12 protein-coding genes are annotated in these 20,141 nt (G+C 27.1%); 8 read left to right on the plus strand and 4 right to left on the minus strand.

Annotated features, from left to right (window positions below):
* Nucleotides 1-207: 207 nt before the first annotated feature.
* The 6 genes from CK556_RS00080 to CK556_RS00105 all read left to right on the plus strand — a co-directional run bounded on the left by CK556_RS00080 (nt 208) and on the right by CK556_RS00105 (nt 10,252).
* The gene (locus CK556_RS00080; protein WP_036246800.1) at nt 208-2,721 is read left to right on the plus strand and encodes a PTS glucose transporter subunit IIABC; all 2,514 of its coding nucleotides are present in this window, start codon (nt 208-210) and stop codon (nt 2,719-2,721) included.
* 142 nt (nt 2,722-2,863) lie between these two features.
* A complete protein-coding gene (locus CK556_RS00085) occupies nt 2,864-4,264 on the plus strand; it encodes a glycoside hydrolase family 1 protein (RefSeq protein ID WP_027875848.1) in 1,401 nt (466 codons plus the stop codon).
* A gap of 33 nt (nt 4,265-4,297) precedes the next feature.
* A complete protein-coding gene (locus CK556_RS00090) occupies nt 4,298-5,215 on the plus strand; it encodes an ROK family protein (protein ID WP_027875847.1) in 918 nt (305 codons plus the stop codon).
* A gap of 11 nt (nt 5,216-5,226) precedes the next feature.
* Nucleotides 5,227-6,672 carry a glycoside hydrolase family 1 protein gene (locus tag CK556_RS00095; protein ID WP_027875846.1) on the plus strand — a complete coding sequence of 482 codons (1,446 nt, stop codon included), beginning with the start codon at nt 5,227-5,229 and terminating at the stop codon, nt 6,670-6,672.
* 108 nt (nt 6,673-6,780) lie between these two features.
* On the plus strand, nt 6,781-7,539 hold the full coding sequence (locus CK556_RS00100; protein WP_027875845.1) for a MurR/RpiR family transcriptional regulator: 759 nt from the start codon (nt 6,781-6,783) through the stop codon (nt 7,537-7,539).
* 115 nt (nt 7,540-7,654) lie between these two features.
* Entirely contained in the window at nt 7,655-10,252 is a 2,598-nt protein-coding gene (locus CK556_RS00105; RefSeq protein ID WP_027875844.1) for a PTS sugar transporter subunit IIABC, read from the plus strand.
* Between the two features lie 23 nt (nt 10,253-10,275).
* On the opposite strand, the gene mnmE is transcribed toward CK556_RS00105, so the two are convergent.
* On the minus strand, nt 10,276-11,634 hold the full coding sequence (gene mnmE / locus CK556_RS00110) for a tRNA uridine-5-carboxymethylaminomethyl(34) synthesis GTPase MnmE (RefSeq protein WP_027875843.1): 1,359 nt from the start codon (nt 11,632-11,634) through the stop codon (nt 10,276-10,278).
* A 135-nt stretch (nt 11,635-11,769) separates the two neighbouring features.
* On the opposite strand from mnmE, the gene CK556_RS00115 reads away from it, so the two are divergent.
* The gene (locus tag CK556_RS00115; RefSeq protein ID WP_027875842.1) at nt 11,770-14,277 is read left to right on the plus strand and encodes a PTS sugar transporter subunit IIABC; all 2,508 of its coding nucleotides are present in this window, start codon (nt 11,770-11,772) and stop codon (nt 14,275-14,277) included.
* A 74-nt stretch (nt 14,278-14,351) separates the two neighbouring features.
* On the opposite strand, the gene CK556_RS00120 is transcribed toward CK556_RS00115, so the two are convergent.
* The 3 genes from CK556_RS00120 to serS all read right to left on the minus strand — a co-directional run bounded on the left by CK556_RS00120 (nt 14,352) and on the right by serS (nt 18,923).
* The gene (locus CK556_RS00120) at nt 14,352-15,905 is read right to left on the minus strand and encodes a YfcC family protein (RefSeq protein ID WP_027875841.1); all 1,554 of its coding nucleotides are present in this window, start codon (nt 15,903-15,905) and stop codon (nt 14,352-14,354) included.
* Nucleotides 15,906-15,970: 65 nt separating this feature from the next.
* Complete coding sequence (locus CK556_RS00125) at nt 15,971-17,566, minus strand: APC family permease (protein ID WP_051412779.1); 1,596 nt, start codon at nt 17,564-17,566, stop codon at nt 15,971-15,973.
* Nucleotides 17,567-17,654: 88 nt separating this feature from the next.
* On the minus strand, nt 17,655-18,923 hold the full coding sequence (gene serS, locus CK556_RS00130; RefSeq protein WP_027875840.1) for a serine--tRNA ligase: 1,269 nt from the start codon (nt 18,921-18,923) through the stop codon (nt 17,655-17,657).
* Between the two features lie 151 nt (nt 18,924-19,074).
* Here serS and CK556_RS00135 point away from each other — a divergent pair, with 151 nt between their 5' ends.
* Nucleotides 19,075-19,941, plus strand: coding sequence for an Hsp33 family molecular chaperone HslO (locus CK556_RS00135; protein ID WP_027875839.1), 867 nt, complete (start codon nt 19,075-19,077; stop codon nt 19,939-19,941).
* Nucleotides 19,942-20,141 lie beyond the last annotated feature (200 nt).

The raw sequence follows: 20,141 nt of genomic DNA on the forward strand, positions 1-20,141 counted from the left end.
GATTATTTTTTGTCCTTTCATTTTTTGTAACTATTTCCTTTTAATTTCCTTGTAAATAACTCATCTATTTCCATTTAATTATTTGGATATAAAAAATAGCATTTGGCTTAACTACTTTATAAATACTAAAATAGTTTACTAAAGAGCATAAAATTAAAGCAAAATACATTTTTATTTGGGAAAATATTCCAGAAAGGAAACAACAGTATGGAATTAAAATTTTATGCACCTATTGATTGTGAAATTGTTAATATTGATAAATGTTCAGATCCTACATTTTCGCAAAAGTTATTGGGTGATGGTTTTTTAATAAAACCCAAAAAAGGTGATTTTTCGCTACCATTTGATGAAGCTAAAGTTGTTATGATTTTTGACACAAAACATGCTTATGGTTTTGATATTGATGGATTAGGTATTCTTATCCATTGTGGTCTTGAAACTGTTTCATTAAAAGGAAAACCCTTTATAACAACATTACAAGAAAATCAAAAAGTTATTTTAGGAGAAAAGCTTTTTGATGTTAATCTTAAATATTTAAAAGAAAAAAATATTTCTTCAGAAACACCAATAGTTTTTGATAAAAAGGTTGAAATCAAAAATTTTAAAGAAGGAAATTATAAAAAGGGTGAGTTAGTATGCTCAATAGAATTCACTGAAGAAAAAAAAGAAGTTGTAATTGAGACAATTGAAGACTTTTTTAATGCAAAAAATAAATACGAAAAAGTTGCTTTTGAAATAAATAAACTTGTTGGTTCAAAGGAAAATTACAAAGAAGTATATAATTGTATGACTAGATTAAGATTTACAATTATTGATAAATCAAAAGTTGATGAAAATGAACTTTTAAAAATAAGTTTAGTTAAACAATTAGTTTGAAATGGTAATGAACTTCAAGTTGTCATAGGACAGGAAGTTTTTAAAGTAAAAGATGAAATAGCAAATCAAAACCAATTTATTCAATCAATATCAAATTCAAATGAAAAAAAATCAGTATTTGGTTCATTTTTTCAAATGATAGGAGGTACAATGATTAGAACTATTCCAATTATGACTGGTTCAGGAATGATTCAGGCTTTAATTGCAATTCTTGTTCTTTGCAAAGTTATGCCAAATATTGTAACTTCACAAAATCCAGCACAAGGGTCAATATCGTTATTCGATCCAAATTTAAATGTTGGATGAGTTGTTTTATTTATTGCAGGAAGATCAGCAGGATTTTTTATGGGTATTGCAATATCATATACTGCTGCTGATTACTTTAAACTTAACCCAGTTTTAGGAGTTGGATTAGGTATTATTATGTGTTCACCTATTATTTTCTTAGATGGTGGACAAAATGGTATTGGATTTGAAAAAGTTTGATGGGATTTAGGAAATTTAAGTACACCAAATACACCGTTTAATAGCATTTCTAAAGTTTTTAGAATAGTACCGTTAGGAACAAAAACATTAACTTTAATACCAATAATATACATTGCTAAAAAAGTTGATGAATGAGTTAGAAAGTGAATGCCTATAACATTAGATTTATTATTTAGACCACTTATAGTATTTTTAATATCAGCTTTATTTGGTTTCTTTATAGTAACACCGAGCTGAAATTTAATTGAAGCTCTGTTAGGTGGAATATTCTTCTATCTTGCGCAAGCACCTTTAGGCATTGGTGTAGGTTTAGCTGTTGCCTTATGACAAGTTTGTGTTATTTTTGGTTTACATGCACCTCTATCGATTTTAGGTCAAATCGAATATATCGCAAATAGAGGTTGAGGATATTTATACATAGCTTCAACTCTTTCAACATGATCACAAGTTGGAGCACTAATTGGTGTTGCAATTGTTGCTAAAAATAGTTTATTAAAAAAACAAGCATGAGGAATGGTTCCTATGGGTGTTTTAGGAATAACTGAACCAATTCTTTATGGAATAATGCTTCCAAAGAGAAGACCTTTATATGCAGGTATTATGTCTGCGTTTATTTCAGGGGCTTTACTAAATTGACTAAAAGTTTCAGGAAGATTAAGTACAGGAATGGGAATATTTTCCGCATTAGGTTATTTTTCAGAACCACCCTTTGGTGGAATAGCACCTCTAGATCCATTAACAAACGGTTTACTTTATATAATGGGGTGTATTGTTGCAACAGCACTTGGTGTAGCGTTTACGATAATAATTTATAAGGAAAGAGTAGACGAAAATACTTTAATTAATAAAGTGACAAAAAAATTGATTAATAAAATTATTAAAAATAAAGATTTAGATAAAGCTTTAGTTAAAGAAGTTGAAAATCATCTAAAAAGTATTGAAAAAATTTATTCAGCTGATGAAATTAAGTTTTTAAAACAACAAGAAAAAATAATTCAAGAATACTTGAGAATGCAAACAGCAATTAATAATAAAATTGTAAAAAATGATGAAAAAATTGAAAAACTTTTTGCAAAAGGCAAAAAAGCGATAAAAAATAATAATCAAACAAAAGCTTTAGAAATTAAATCACAAATAGACACACTATCTATGTTAGATTTAAGTGAAGATGAAAAAATAAAAGATTTGCAAAGACAAAAAATTGATTTTGATGGAATTAATAAATTGAAAAAAGAAAAAATAAATTACATTGAAGAATTGTTGGCATTTGTTGAGGAAAAACAAATCTTAGATTTAAATCAGTTTAAAGAAGAATATTTTGATGGAACGAATAGTTTATTAAAAAACTATGGAATTTAAAACAAAAGAGCACTGCTCTTTTTTTGGTAAAATACTTTTTTTCCGTAAAAGTATTTTACAACTTGTTAAATGAAATAGAAAATTTCTTAATAAATTAAGATAATTAATTTATCAAGATTAAACTTGATAAAAAGGAGTAAATATGAACAAATTTCCAAAGAATTTTTTATGAGGAGCATCAACAAGTGCATATCAAGTAGAAGGTTGCATAACTGAAGGTGGAAAAGTTCCTTCAACAATGGATTTATATGGTGATAAACCTAATTATCCAAAAGGCATAACTGGTTTTAAAGAAGCTAGTGAGCACTATAAAAATTGAAAAATAGACGTTGAAATGATGGCAAAAATGGGTTTAAAATCTTATAGATTTTCAATTTCTTGACCAAGAATAATTAAAAATTCAAAAGGTGAAATAAATCCAGAAGGAATTAAATTTTATAACAACTTGATAGATGAGTTGTTAAAAAATAAAATTGAACCAGTTGTAACTATGTTTCACTTTGATATTCCACTGTTTGTAATGGAAGATGGTGGAGTTCATGGTGAAAACTTTGTAAAACATTTTGAACTGTATGCTGAAGTTTTACTTAAAAATTTTGGTTCAAAAATAAACTATTGATTAACAATAAATGAACTAAATGTTTTAGTAATGATGGCAGCAGGATTTGAAGTTTTAGAAAAACAAGATTTTACAAATCAATTAAAAGTTTTACATAATTTAAACCTAGCGCAAGCAAAAGCAATAATAAAATGTAAAGAAATATGCCCAAAAGCAAAAATAGGACCAGCTCCAAATATTTCTACAGTTTATGCAAACACATGCAAGCCTGAAGATTATACAGCTAAATTAAATATTGATATGATTAGAAATTGAGTTTACCTTGATGCAGTTTGCAAGGGAACTTACAGTAAAGTATTTTTAAATTTTGTAAAAAGTATGGGAATTAAATTTGAAGTTTCAAAAGAAGAACTAGAAACATTATCAAAAGGAAAACCTGATTTCATAGCTTTTAATTACTATTCAACAATGACAGCTCAAATGCCAACAGATGAAGCACTTAAAGAAAATACTGAAAAATTTGATCAACAAAAAGGATTAGTTTTACCTGGTTTTGGTATGGCAACAAAAAACCCTAATTTACAAAAAACTCAATTTGGATGAGAAATTGACCCAGTTGGTTTTAGAAATACTTTAAGAGAAGTTTATGACAGATACTCTTTACCAATGATGATCACAGAAAATGGTATTGGTGCGAAAGACATTTTGACTGAAGACGGAAAAATTCATGATGATTATAGAATTGAGTACTACCAAAAACACATTGAACAAATGGGACTTGCTATTCAAGATGGAGTTGAAATGATTGGATATATGCCATGAAGTGCAATTGATTTAGTTTCAACACATGAAGGTATATCAAAAAGATATGGTTTTATATATGTTAACAGAGATGAATTTGATTTAAAGGACATGAAGAGAATTGAAAAAGATAGCTATTATTGATACAAAGAATTGATAAAAACAAATGGAGAAAATATTTAATTGTCTAAATATTTTTAAGAAAGGTAAATTAAAATGTTAAATTATACTTTTGATATAGGTGGAACAGGAATTAAGTGTATTGTCTTTGAAAATGATAAAGAAATTAAAGAATACCATGTTGACACAAAAAGTAACCCTGATCAAATGGGGAAAACAAAACTAATAGAAGTTTTAGAAAAAATCTCAGAAATTTTAAATAACGAAAAACAAGAATTTAATTTAGCTATAGCTGTACCAGGACCTGTAGATCCATATAAAAGAAAAATTTTGGCAGAATCATCAATGTGTGAAGTTAATATTAATTTAGAAGAATATTTTTCAAGATTTAAAAATATGAAAAAATTTATTTTACATAATGATGCAAAAGCAGCAGCATATGGAGAATTTTTAGAAAGAAAAAAAACTTTAAAAATTGAAAATATGGCTCATTTAACAATAGGAACAGCTATAGGTTGTGGGCTTATAATTAATGAAAGAATTTTTGATGGTAAAAACTTTAGAGCGGGCGAAGTTGGAAAAATGAGATCAAATATTTATGGAAATGATGGATTTACTGTAACTTTAGATACAGGCTTAGGAACATTGTTATTTAAACATCAATATTTTACAAAATGTGAAACAAAATTAACAGGATTTGAATTATTTGAAAAATACAATAATAAAGATCCCTTATGTGTTCAACTTGTTGATGAATGAATTAGCCAACTTTCTAAGTTTATAATAAATTTAGATTTTTGCTTAGATCTTGATTTAATAACTTTAGGTGGAGCAATTAGTTCAAATAATCAATTTGTTTCAATGTTGAATGAAGCAATAAGCAAAAATAAATCATTTGAATGAGAAGGAAGAAAATTTGATACAAACGAAGAAATTGAAAATAAATTTGAAATATCTTTATTAAAAAATAAGGCTGCTTGTTATGGTGGTTTAGGTCTATTAAAAATAAATTAAAAGGAGTAAGTATGACAAAAAAATTAGAATTTCCTCAGAATTTCCTTTGAGGTGGAGCAACCGCAGCTAATCAAGTTGAGGGTGCGTATGATGTTGATGGAAAAACATTATCATTAATGGAGATGATACCATTTAAAGAAATTGAGGATAGAAAAAATACATCAGGCTCAAAAGTAACTAAACAAACACTACTGGATTCTATTGAGAATAAAGCTGGTTTACATTTTCCAAAAAGACACGGAATAGATTTTTATCATAGATATAAAGAAGATATTGCTTTGTTTAAAGAAGCAGGCATGAAAATTTTCAGAATGTCTATTGCATGAACAAGAATTTTTCCTAATGGTAATGATAAGGAACCTAACAAGGCAGGCTTAGAATTTTATAGAAATGTTTTCAAAGAATGTAAAAAACAAGGTTTAGAAGTTATGGTAACAATCAATCACTTTGATTTACCTTTTTGAATATTACAAAAACAAATAAGTTGACAAAGTGAAGAACTTAAAGATAATTATTTAAGATTTGCTTATCTTGTTATTGATGAATTTCATGAATATGTTAAATATTGGTTACCATTTAATGAAATTAATTTAGGAGCGCTTATAGCAACTTCATTAATGAGCGAAAATAAAAATTCAATGCTAGATAATGTTCTAGCGTCATATAATGATTTACATGTTCAATTTGTTTTACAAGCTAAAGTTATTAAATATGCCAAAAAATACAAGGACATAAAAGTTGGGTGCATGGTTGCTGATGCAACTTCTTATTCAATAGATTGTAATCCTGAAAATGTTATGGAAAATTTAAAAATGGATCAAATGAAAAAATTCTTTTACTATGATGTAATGGCAAAAGGAGAATACCCCGGTTATGCTTTAAGAATGTTTAAAGAATATGGTGTAAAAATTGATAAAACTCCAGAAGACGACAAAATTTTAAAGGAAAATCCAATTCAATTTATAACATTTAGCTATTATATGTCAGGAACAACTACAAAAACTGGTGGAGAGCTAACAGAAGCAAATGGTCTAAAGGCAGGAAAAAATCCATTTTTAGAAGCAACAGAATGAGGATGACAAATTGATCCGATTGGACTTAGATATACGCTAAATCAATTATGAGATAGATATCATTTACCATTATTTATTTCTGAAAATGGTATTGGTGTTTTAGAAAAACTTAATGAAAATAACACTGTAGAAGATGATTACAGAATTGATTATTTAGGTAGACATTTTGAGCAAATGAGCGAAGCAATAAAGGATGGTGTTGATGTATTTGGTTACACAATGTGAACACCAATTGACGTGGTTTCAGCATCAACAAATGAAATGTCAAAAAGATATGGTTTAATTTTTGTAGATTATGATGATTATCATAATGGAACAGGAAATAGATTTAAGAAAAAATCATATAATTGGTTTAAAAACTTTTTAGAAACAAAAGAAATTTAATTAAAAAACTTTTTATCAATATGATAAAGAGTTTTTTAATAAATTAACTAATAAATAAGTAAAAGTATTTATATTGTTATAATTTTCTTATAGACTGCAGAGGTTTTAATGGCTTGAATTTTAGAAAGAATTGAATATGCTTCAAAAGAGTACAAAAACTCAACTTATAAATTGATTGCGACAACGATTAAAAACTTAGTAGTTAGCAAAAAGATTGAAATATCTCAAAAAGAATTAGCAAACTTATGTTTTGTTAGCGAATCAACAATAACACAGTTTTCAAAATACTTAGGATTTTCAGGATTTAGAGAATTTTGATTCTTGTTAAAAAAAGAGTGTGAGAATTTTGAAAACTTAAATAAACAAACAATTAAAGATCAAAATGATTTTTATAAACCTATTTTTTCTTGGTTGGAAAATAACAAAGAGTTTATTAATAAAATAACTAAATCTATTTGTAAAAGTGATGAGGTTTTTATTTATTCTTCCAATCAAATGATTAATTCTGCAAATTTTATGCAAGATAGTTTCAATTCTTTGCAAAAAAGAACTCAGCTTTTGAATCAGACTCACTTTCAAAAACCATTTTTTTCGGAAGATAAAAAATATGTGATTATAATTTTTTTATCTGGTAGAGATAATGAAAATATCGAATTAATAGCAAACTCAATAAAAGAGTCGCCTTTTAGTAAAAGTATTAATATTTTCTTGTTTACTACTGAAAATCAATTAAAAAAAATAAATTTTAATCCGGAAGGAGTAATTTTGTTAGATATTATAAAAGATTGACCATCTTTTGTGCATAGAAATATAGCTGCTAATATTTTGATAGGTAGCATCTATTCATCAATTTTGTCTTATATTTAAAAAGTGCTTTTAATTTTAAAAAGCACTTTTTTGTTTTTTTAAAAGCAGCATAATAATATGGTTAAAAAATAAACTAATAATGTATATAAATGAATAAAATATTAGAAAGGCTAGAATGAAAGAAATAAAAATATTTGCTCCATCAGATGGTTTTGTTAAATATTTAGCTGAGCTAAACGATGGCGTTTTTTCAGAAGGAATGCTAGGAGACGGTTTTGTGTTTGAGCCAAGCTCTAAAACTTTGTACTCTCCATTAGAAAAAGGAGAAGTTGCTGAAATTTTTCACACTAAGCACGCATTCTTTTTTAAAAGTGAAGAAGCTCCAACAATTTTAATGCATATAGGATTAGAAACTGTTAAATTAAATGGTAAACCTTTTAAGGTAAAAGTTAATAAAAATGAAAAAATAAATTTAAACTCTGAAATAGTAGAAGTTGATTTAAAATTATTAAATGATTTAAACTTAGTTAAATCAACACCTATTGTTCTTGATTCAATGGATTCAAGCAACTGAAAGTTTGTATTTAAAAAAACAGGTAAAGTTAAAAAAGGAGAGCTCATAGGTGTTTTTTCAGAAAATAGCAAAGTAGAAAAAAGTAATTTAGAAGCTTACTTTGGAGCTGAAAATAAATACAGTATAGCCGCAGTTCAACTTAATTCTTTTGTTGGCGGAAAATCAAACTATAGTGAAGTATACAATTGCATGACTCGACTAAGATTTAAAATAAATGATAAATCAAAAGTTGATGAAAATAAAATATCAGAAAATCAAGTAGTTAAAGGAATAATATGAAATGGTGAAGAGCTACAAATTGTAATAGGACAAGATGTTTATAAATTAAAAGATGAAATTTCAAAACTTGATGTTGAAATTAATAAAAACGATAAAAAGCAGCCATTTCTTAAAAGATCTTTAGCAATGTTTTCCGGAATAATGGTTCCACTTATCCCGATATTTATAGGAACAGGTTTAATTCAAGCTTTAATTGGTATTTTAACATTAACAAATATAATGCCAACATTTACAATAACATCTGAAGGCATGGAGGCAATTAAAAATGCAACCGGCTGAGATATTTTTTGACTTATGTTATTTGTAACGGGGAAATCAGCCCCTCTATTTAATGGAATAGCTGTTGCTGTTTCAGCGTCAAAATATTTTGGATTAAGACTTTATGTAGGAGTTGGAATAGGTCTTATTTTAAGTTCACCAATATTATTTTTAGGAGGTGGAGCATTTGGTGCTGGTGGTGAATGAGTACTTTTTACGCTAGGGAAAATTAATGTTTCTGATCCTCAACTTCAATATATTTTAGATAGATGATTAACAATAATGATAACAGCAGGGAATTTAAAAATATTTGTAATAATTCCAGCTGTATACTTTGGTAAAGTACTAGATGAATGAATAAAAACTTGAATAAGCCCACTTTTTGAGCTAACTTGTAGATCATTTTTAGTTTATTTAATAGTTGGTATGTTCAGTCTATGTATACTAATGCCTGTTTGAAATTTTTCAGAAGGTATAATAGGCATAATTATGTACTTTATTTCAAAAATACCATTTGGAATAGGTTTGGGTGTTTACACTGGTCTATGACAAATATTTGTAATTTTTGGCATTCATGGAACAGTTGGAACTATAGCTGTGCTGCAAGCGTTAGTTAGTTTAACTTCTGGTCAGGGAGGTTATGCTGTATTTGTACCAGGGCAATCAATTTCAGTTTATTCTCAAATTGGCGCAATTATTGGTTTAATAATTGTTACAAAAAATAAAGAATTAAAAAAACAAGCAATGGGTATGGTCCCTGTAGGTTTTCTAGGTATTACAGAGCCCATTATATATGGTATAACACTACCAAGGAAAAGATTATTTATAGCTGCTATAATTTCTGCATTTATAGCAGGAACGTTTGCTGGTTTAGTTGGTGTAACTGCAAGGATAGGAACAGGTGTTGGTATTTTTGAAGGAATTGGTTATTTTCAATATACAGCATTTGATGTGGATGGAACAATTGCTAAGGCAACAGGCCAGTTATCATGAATAGCAAATGGATTATGATATGTAGCCTCTTGTGCTATTGCTTTGGTAACGGCCATATTGATTAGTATTTTAATGTACAAGGAAAGAATTAGTGAAAAAAAATCTATTAATATAATTAACAAAAAACTTTTTAATTATATTAAAAAAAGAAATAATTTAAATTATCAAGAAAAAGAAAACATACTAAATGATTTAAAAGGTAATTTTATTAATTTGTCTAGTCAAGATGAAATTGAAATAAAAAAGATTGAAAAAATTTTGATTTCTATTTTAAAAGCGAAAGTTAAAATATCAAATATTGAAGAAAAGCAGATAAAAGAAAAAAATAAATTAAGCAAAAGAGGAAGAAAAGCTTTTAAAAATAATAATATTGATCAAGCAGAAAAAATTAAAAGTCAAATTGAAAATTCAAAATACATTTTTGAATTAGAGCAAGCAACTGAAAAACTAAATCAAATTGAAAAAACCTTAAATCTTGATTGATTAAATCAATTTATTACTTCGTCAAACAAAGAAATAATTAATAAAATAAAGAAATTAAACATTTTTAATAAAAATGAATTAGAGTTACTTAAAAATAATTATGAAGAAGCCCTTAGTTCAGTACTTATAGCTTATAACTTCAAAAAACCGTTTACTGTAAGCGAAAAATTCAATTTTAAGAAATAAATAAAAAAGCGACTAACGCTTTTTTATTTTCCTAAACAATATTTCTTAAATATATTATCAATTATTTCCTCTTCATATTGCTCTCCTATAAGTTGATTTAAAAATTCTCAAGCTTGATGCAAATCAACATTAATAATATCAATAGGTACTCCAAAAATTATTGCATTTAAAGCTTGCTCAAGCTTATTTTTGATTTGCTCAACTAACGAAATTTGCTCTAAATTTATCAATATCAAAGAATCATTATTCATTATTTCTTCGTTAAAGTAAAGCCTCTCAATCATATTTAACAACATTTCAATGTCATTATTTATAGCACTCGTGAAAACAATATTTTCATATTCATTGATTAATTGAATTTTCTCTTCATTGCTAATTAATTCACTTTTATTAAATATCAAAATAAATTTTTTATTTTTTATTTTTAAAAATATTTCTTTGTTTTCACTATCATTTAAATTTTCCTTGTTTACAACGAACAATATTAGTTCAGCATCTTCAATCATTTTAAAAGATTTTTCTATTCCTAAATTTTCAACAACATCATTCGTTTTTCTAATTCCTGCTGTATCAATTAAATTTAGACTTATATTTTCCAAATTTATTTCTCCAGTAACAATGTCTCTTGTTGTACCATGTATGTCAGTAACTATTGCCTTATCCTCATTTAGCAAAGCATTTAAAAGAGAAGATTTTCCAACATTAGTTTTACCAACTATCGCTGTTTTTATTCCATTAGCATTCTTGATAGCCATTTTAGACCTTTTTAATAATGCAGTTACTTCGTTGTTAATTAATCTTAGTGCAGTTGTTAAGTCTTCAACACTGCTTCCTTCGACATCATCATAATCAGGGTAATCAATTGATACTTGTATTCTTGAGATGATATCTAATAAGTTTGTTTTTAAATTTATAATGCTTTGATTGTGAACACCGGTCATATTGTTAACTCCGATTTTTAAAGCTAACTCATTTTTGGCGAAAATCAAATCATTTATTCCTTCAGCTTGAATTAAATCAATCTTATTATTTAAAAATGCCCTTTGACTAAATTCTCCTTTATTTGCCATTCTTGCACCATTCTTAATAATTAAATTAATTATTTTTTGTGTGTTCAAAATTCCCCCATGACAAGCGATTTCAACAACATGTTCACCAGTAAAACTTGCAGGCGCGACAAAACTAGTTAATACAACTTCATCAATTAACTCATTTTTATCATAAAGTTTTCTAACTCAAACATTTTTAGTTTCAGTAATTCTCTTTTTTAAAAGTTTATTAATTATATTAAAACTGTCATCACCACTAATTCTAATTAAAGAAATAGCTTGAGTTGAAATATTAGTAGTTGGAGCAACTATAGTTTGATTTATATTATTCATACTGCCTCCCTATTAGTAATAGTTTCTTTATTTATTATAAATTACTTTATTTATTATAAATTACTTTTAATTTAAATTTAGCATAACAATTAGATCAAAAAATGTTGGAAAATATTCTAGGAAGGAATTAAAAATATGGAATTTAAATTTTATGCACCCGTTGATTGTGATATTGTTGCTATTGATAAATGTTCAGATCCAGCATTTTCGCAAAAATTACTAGGTGATGGTCTTTTAATAAAACCGAAAAAAGGTAATTTCTCATTACCATTCGACGAAGCTGAATTAACAATGATTTTTGATACAAAACATGCGTATGGTTTAAAGATTAATGATATTGATGTATTAATTCATTGCGGTCTTGAAACTGTAAATCTCTTTGGAAAACCCTTTAAAATAGATTTACAAGTGAATTCAAGACTTTACCTTTTTGATGAACTTTTTGAAGTTGATTTAAAATATTTAAAGGAAAGAAAAATCTCTTCAGAAACCCCAATAGTATTTGATAAGAAAATAGAAATTAAAAATTTTAAAGAAGGTGCGTATAAAAAAGGCGACCTCGTATGTTTAATACAATATGAAGAAACAAAAAGTAAACAAAATGTTAGAGATTTTTTTAGTGGATCATCTAATAAATATCAAAAAATAGCCTCAGAAATTAATAAATATGTAGGTTCAAAGGAAAATTATAGCGATGTCTATAATTGTATGACTCGCTTAAGATTTTCGATAATTGATAAAAATAAAATTGATGAAAATAATTTAAAAAAATTGAGTATAGTTAAACAGATTGTTTGAAATGGAGATGAACTTCAAGTTGTAATTGGTCCAGATGTTTATAAAGTGAAAAATGAAGTTATCTTACAAAATGAATTTTCAAATTCAATAATGCTAACAAAAGAAAAAAAATCAGCAATGAAATCATTTATGTCAATGATTATGGCAATCATGGTAAAAATGATACCGGTTATGACTGGAACTGGTATAATTCAAGCTTTAATGGCAATTCTTGTAATAACTGGGGTTATGCCTTCAATAGTAACATCGCAGAACCCTGCAGAGGGTCAAATTTCGCTATTTGATCCACAGCTATCACCAATATGAGTTATGCTGTTTGTAATAGCTAGATCAGCAACTTATTTTACAGCAATTGTTCTAGCATATACTGCATCAGATTATTTTGGATTAAACCCTGTTTATGGTGTGACGGTAGGTATTATATTAGGTGCTCCAATAATTTTCTTTGATGGCGGGCAAAATGGAATAGGTCAAGAATTTATTTGATTACCGCTAAGTAAATTGGAGACTTCAAATGTTTCCTTTAATCGATTATCAGATATTTTTAGGTTGAATCCATTAGGTACAAAGGTGTTTGTTGTTTTACCGTGTATTTACTTTGCCTATAGAATAGATTCATGGGTAGTTAAATGAATACCTATAAGTTTGGAACTAATGTTTAGACCTTTTATAGTATTTTTAGTATCAGCAATAGTTGGATTTGTAATCTTTACACCATTATGAAATGCTTTTGAGGCTTTATTTGGGGCATTAATGTATTACGTTGGAAACGCACCTTTTGGTTTGGGTGTTGGAATATATGTTGGTATATGACAACTTTGTGTTATTTTTGGATTGCATGGTGCCCTTGGTGTGGCAATTAGGATCGAATTCTTAACTAATAATGGTTGATCATACTTAGGTATAGCTGGATCAATATCTGTATGATCACAAGTAGGTGCCTTAATTGGGGTTGCTTTAATAACAAGAAATCAAATATTAAAGAAACAAGCATATGGAATGATACCAATGGGTCTATTAGGTTTAACTGAACCAATTCTTTATGGAATAAATTTACCTAAAAAAAGACCACTTATTTGTGGTTGTGTAGCTGCCTTTTTTGCAGGAGCTTTCTTGAATTGGGTAAGCGTCTCTCAAAGATCACAAACAGGACTTGGTATTTTCGAATTAATTGGTTTCTTTACAGATCCTGTAATGGGTGGAACAGCTAAAATATCAGGACTAACTAATGGACTGCTTTATACTGTTGGTTGTTTAATTTCATTTGGTGGTGGTATTACATTAACAATGCTATTTTACAAAGAAAGAGAACATGAAAAAACTTTAGTGTTTAAAACAGCTTTAAAAATTAAAAAATTAATATTCAAAGACAATGAAATTGATAAAGAATTAAAAAATGAATTAAATAAGGAAATTTTAAGTTTTAAAAAAGTCTATTCTAAACAAGATTTGGAAATACTAAAAACACAAGAAAAAGTAATTCAAAAATATTTAGCAAAACTTTCTGAAATTGAAACTAAAACAAAAACAAAAGAAGAAAAAATTTCAAAACTTTATTTAAGAGGACAAAAATTAATTAAAAAAAATAATGATGTTCTCGCTGAAAAAATTCAAAGCAAAATCGAAGAATTACAAAAAATAAATTTTGATAATTTAGAGAATGAAAAAGATGCTTTATATAATAAAATAGATTTTAATGCTATCTCAAAAATTCAAAATGAAATAATGAATAAGCTTATCCCTAAAATAAAAATTTTAGAAGAAGAAAGAAATTTAAATTTAGAAGAATTTAAAGATGAGTTTAAAAATAATACAAATGCTCTTTTAAGTGCTTATAATTTATAAATATTAATTTCAAAAATAAAATCTACATTTAAAAATGTAGATTTTTTATATTAACCTAAGAGATTTAAACTAATTTAAGCTATATTTCCACCAATTAGTCCACCAAAAGTAATTAATATAATAGACATCACAAATAATATTGCTAATATAGGTCACATTAACTTCATAAACTTACTATAATCAATTCTAGCAATAGCAATTGCCGACATTATTATTCCAGAAGTAGGGGTAAATAAATTAACAAATCCATTTGCCATTGAAAAAGCAGTTATTGAACCACTTGTTAAAACTTCACTGTCTTTTGCAAGAACTCCACCAAGTAATGGGAATACAGCTCTAGCAAAACCTGAAGTTGATGGAATAAATATAGACAATGGAATAAATAGAATAAATAGTATTATTAGAATTCCTATTGAAGAATCAATTCCTCCAATAGAATTAGAAAGGCCTAAAACAACAAGTTGCTGAATTAAAGATACTTGAAGAGCTCAACCAATACCTCCAGCAACAGCAATAACTAAACAAACACCAAATAAATCTTTTGCTCCAACCATAAATTGATCAATAAATCCATCTTCACCTAGACAATTGACAAAACCTAAAACGATAGCAGAAATAAGGAATATTGCTGAAATTTCAATAAATCCGCCATTGCCAAATCCAGGAGTTTGACTAGTTAAGTAAGGAATGTGAGTATTCACTCATTCACCAAATTTATAAAATGGTCCTTCTCCTTCTTCAAAACCAAATATGCTATCTCACCCAACCATGTAAAATATCATAAGAATAAAAGTTAATCCAAATATAGCAAGTGTTAGTTTCTTTTTTCAATTCATTTCAATTTTTTCGGTTTGCTCACTTAAAAAGAATTTTTTGTCGTCTTCCATTGTTTTAAAAACAATTGATTTTTGAGGATTTAATTTTACTTTTCATGAATATCACATAACAAATACTACAGCTGTTGATGTCATTAAAAATCAACAAACAATTCTTCAAATCAATCCATCGCCAACAGAAGTTAAATTTTCTGGAGATAATCCACTATTTGCAGATTCAACAGCAACACCTATTGCAAAGGGATTGACAGTTGAATTCATTACCCCAACCCCTGCTCCTAATAGAACAATCATAAACCCTGTTAATTTGTCATAGCCAGCAACCATCATTAAAGGAATACATATTAAGTAAAATCCAAGTGATTCTTCAGCAAGGCCTTCAACACTACCAACAAGTGAAAAGAAAAACATTAAAGGAATTATTGCTCAAATTTCTTTTCCTTTAAGTCAACTAGTAATTTTTTGTGAAAAACCCTCTAAAGCCTTTGAACATATTACAATATTTAAAAATCCGCCAAGAACTACTAAAAAAATAATAATTTCAGCACCACTTGCAAAACCATAAATAGGAGCTAAAAAAAGATCAAAAACTCCTAATGCAACAATTGGTTTTTCTTCATTATTAATTTCAACAGTAGCGCCACTTCATTTTAAAATTCAACTAAGAAAAATGATACCTGCAATAATTAATAACAGTATTGTAAAAGCAGAAAACATTTTAAATTGTTTTTTGTTTTCTGAAGGCTTTCCATTTTTAGCCCTTTTAAAAGGGTTTTTTACTTTAAAATCCATTAAATAACCTCTTTCTAATTTGAGATAAAAAGATTATATAAAAAAAAGAACACTAAAAGGTGCTCTTAATTTTTAAAAATTTTATTTTTTAATTTTATTATGTCTTTTTTAATACTTAAATTTTCTTCAACAATAATATCAGGATTTATTTCTCCTTCTCATCCGTCAGTATAAGGATCTTTTTTAAACAGGTTCTCTTGAATTAAAAAAACTATAACATTAATAGCTAAGGAAACTGCAAGTATTATCAAGAACCACATACCAGAAAGTTGTAATTCTCAATTTCCGTCTGCTATGTTTTTAGGTTCTCAAATAAATGAGAATATTCCAAAGAAAATAAATATAGTCATAAAGAAAGAAGAAATTATTCCACAAACTAAAAATAATTTTGATTGCTCAACTTTTACTCTTTTTGTAAATCTATTAACAATTCCACCAATCATAACAACTAAAACCATTATAAACACTAAACAACTAGTACCAGATGAAAATCAATTTATGTAATCTGCGGGTTTATTTAGTAAATCCTCAATAGTTATGACATTTTCAGTGTTAATTTTAGAAGATAAACCATCTCAACCTTCTCTAGTTGTACAAATTCCAATAACAATTAAAAAAGAATAAGCAACTATAAAAATTAAAAATTGAATAACTCCTGCTTTCTTATAACTCAGTTCTCTATTTTTTGTATAAATAGTTTTATTGTTAGCATCAGAAGCCAAATCAACAATAGCAATATCAACAAATATATTTGAACCAAGCAAACAAATTGCCATCAATATAAGATTTGAAATAATTCTGGCAGCAGCACTATCATTACCACCAATCATTTTTTCAAATAACTTAACAATTGAACCATCTGGTGAACCTAAGAATAGTGAGAGTGCCATTAATACGTAGAATACAGCGACAAATATCATTCCTGCAAATAAAGCTTTTGGAACAACATCCTTGTGAGTAGCTGTTTTTTGTGAATTAGCTATGTAAACATAACCATCAAAAGCAAATAGGATTCCTCCAAATCCACCAAAGAATAAAATTGGAGATCATTGCTTATTTCCAGTTCCTCACATTGCGCTTGTTCCGCCGGTTTTATCAATTAAAATAAAACCAGCAACAAAAGCAATAACTAAAGGTAAAAATTTAATTAGTATTCCGATAACTTGAATTCTTCTATTTACAAATCTCTTGTATATAGAAAGAATTGTACAAGTAATAAAAATACTTATACCAACAATTAAATAAATAATTAATTGTTGATAAGGTGCTATTGGAACTCCAATAGCAAGTAGTAAGTAGTTTACTGCTCCAGCAACAAATACGCTTTGTGTACTTGGAATATAAACTCAACCATACATAATTGAGAAAAAAGAAGCAGTTTTTCTATTTATGAAAATCTTTGCTCAATTCCCCAGTGTCCCGTTTCCAAAGTGTTTTGTAGACGAAGATATTTCAATGAATACAACCATTGACATTATACAAATAACCCCAACAAAAGATCAAAGAATTAAAGCAATAATTGGATTATTTGTTTGACTTAATAATTCACTATTTTTCATGTAAATACCTGAACCAATAACAGTTCCAATCACCATGACAAATAGTGTTAAAAATTCAAACGTTTTAGTTTTCGTTTTTTTAGTTTTCATTTCTTTTTTCATTCCTTCTAAAAATGTAAGTTATTTTTAATTTTAAACTATTTTTTATTAATATTTCAAAGTATATAAAAAACACTCCTATGAGTGCTTGTTATTTTATGTATTCTTGATTATTGAAGTAAGGTTTTAAAATTTTTGGTAAAACTAATTTTTCACCATCTCAATAGTTTTCTAAGATAGCTGCTAATAAACGATCTATAGCAACTCCACTACCATTTAGTGTATGAACTAATTTAACTTCGCCATTAGAATCACGATATCTTGTTTGCATATTTCTAGCTTGAAAATCAGCACAGTTTGAGCAGCTTGAAATCTCGCGATATTTGTTTTGTTCTGGGAATCAAACTTCTAAGTCATATGTTTTTGTTGAGCTGAATCCAACATCACCTGTACATAGTTCTACTACTCTATAAGGTAATTCAAATAATTGAAGTACTGCTTCTGCGTCTTTAACCATTCCCTGTAATTCTAATTCACTTGTTTCTTGGTCAGTTATTTTAACTAATTCAACTTTGTTAAATTGATGTAATCTAATTAAACCTTTTGTATCCCTTCCAGCACTTCCTGCTTCTTGTCTAAAGCATTGTGAGTAAGTTGTGTAATGAATAGGTAATTGAGTCAATTCCAAAATTTCTCCTGCATGTAAATTAGTCAAAGGAACTTCACCTGTAGGAATTAAATATTGCTCATTTGTTGTTATGTAAGCATCTTCTTTAAATTTAGGTAATTGACCTGTTCCATACATTGCTTGTGGATTAACTAATAAAGGAACAGTAATTTCTTTATATCCTTTACTTGTGTGTAAATCCAATAATACAGTAGCAAGACTTCTAACTAGTTTTGCTCCTAACCCGGTATAAACAACAAATCTTGAACCGCTTAACTTTGGTCCAGCTTCAAAGTCAACTAATTTTAATTTATCAGCAATATCTCAATGAGCAGATTCATGAGATTTTATAAATTCGCTTCCTCATACTCTTATTTCAACATTATCATTTTCATCTTCTCCAAGTGGCATATTGTCATTAGGAATATTAGGAATATTTTGTAATTTATAAGTTAATTGTTCTTGCACATATTTTAATTTTTCATCGAATTTATCAATGTTTGTATTAATTAATGAAACTTCTTCTTTAATTTTGTTAGCTTCTTCAATTTTTTTATCACGCATTAATTCACCAACTTGTTTTGATAAATTATTCTTGTTTGCTTTTAAAGATTCTACATTTTTTAAAATAGTTTTTCTTTGAATGTTTAGTTCAACAGCCTCGTCAAGAATTACAGTATAATCTCCACTGCGTTTATTTAATTGCTCTTTAACTTTAATTAAATTACTTTCTATAAAATTTATATCTAACATATTCCCTCCAAGTCACATTTAGTGATTACTATATAAAATTATAATACAAATTAGTTTGTAAAAAATCTATTTATTATTGCATACTAAAGTATTAATATATTTATTTATCTTAAAATAATGTAAAATTTAAAATTGAATAGGAGAAATTGACATGGATTTACAAATTAGAGCAATAAGTCATAAACATAATGCAAAAATAGCAATTGTTGACATAAGCGAAAGCATGAGAGAAATTTGTGATTTGCAAGGAACAAATCCTTTTATTAGCGTGGCACTTTCTAAATTTGTTATTGGTAATACATTAATTTCTTTAGATAATAAAGAAATGGCAAAAATTAATACAAATTATATTACAAGCAATGGAGCTGCTAAGAAAATGATTGCAGAATTTCAAAATAATAAAATTAGAGCTTATGCTCAAGTAAAAGACTTTGAAATTGAAAACTATATTCCAAAAATAAGCAATAACCCAATTTATGCAACAGTTGGAACACAAGGGCAACTATTAAATAGTAGAGATATGGGTCTAAAAGAACCTTATATTTCAACAATTAACACAGATTCTCCAAACATGGATCATATTTGAATGGATTTTTTAAGAGATAGTAATCAAATTGGTTCATTGCTAACAAGTGATGTAATGCTTGATGATGATTTAAAAATCAAAAAAGTGGTGGGGATTCTAATTCAACTACTTCCAGAACATACACAAGAAGATGTTGAATTATTGGAAAATAAGTTAGGCAACACTAGCTACTTATGTGAAATATTAATGAAATCAACTAATTATTATCAAGTTATTAAAGAAATACTGGACGATGCAGAAATATTAGAAAGTAAAGAACTTATTTTTGAATGCACTTGTACAGATGAAAAAATAATTAATTCAATAAAACTATTGGGTAATAGTGAAATTGAAAAAATAATTAAAAATAATGAAGATGTTCATGTTGTTTGTGACTTTTGCAATAAAAATTACACAGTTGAGAATTCAAAGATAAAAGAATTAATTAAATAAAATATGTATTTGTCTTTTAAAAATAGACAAATATTTTTTATTTTTATAGTTAAATAATGTAAAATTATTAAGATATTGTTTTAACTATTTTAAAAAATAAAAAAAGGAAAGAATGGGGTTAAAATGGCTGACACTAAAAAAACTATCAATAATAACACTTGGTCTAAAGCTACCAAGACTAATGTAGTAAATTCAAAAGA

It is taken from the genome of Mesoplasma chauliocola (genome assembly GCF_002290085.1).
Lineage (GTDB): Bacteria > Bacillota_I > Bacilli_A > Mycoplasmatales > Mycoplasmataceae > Mesoplasma > Mesoplasma chauliocola.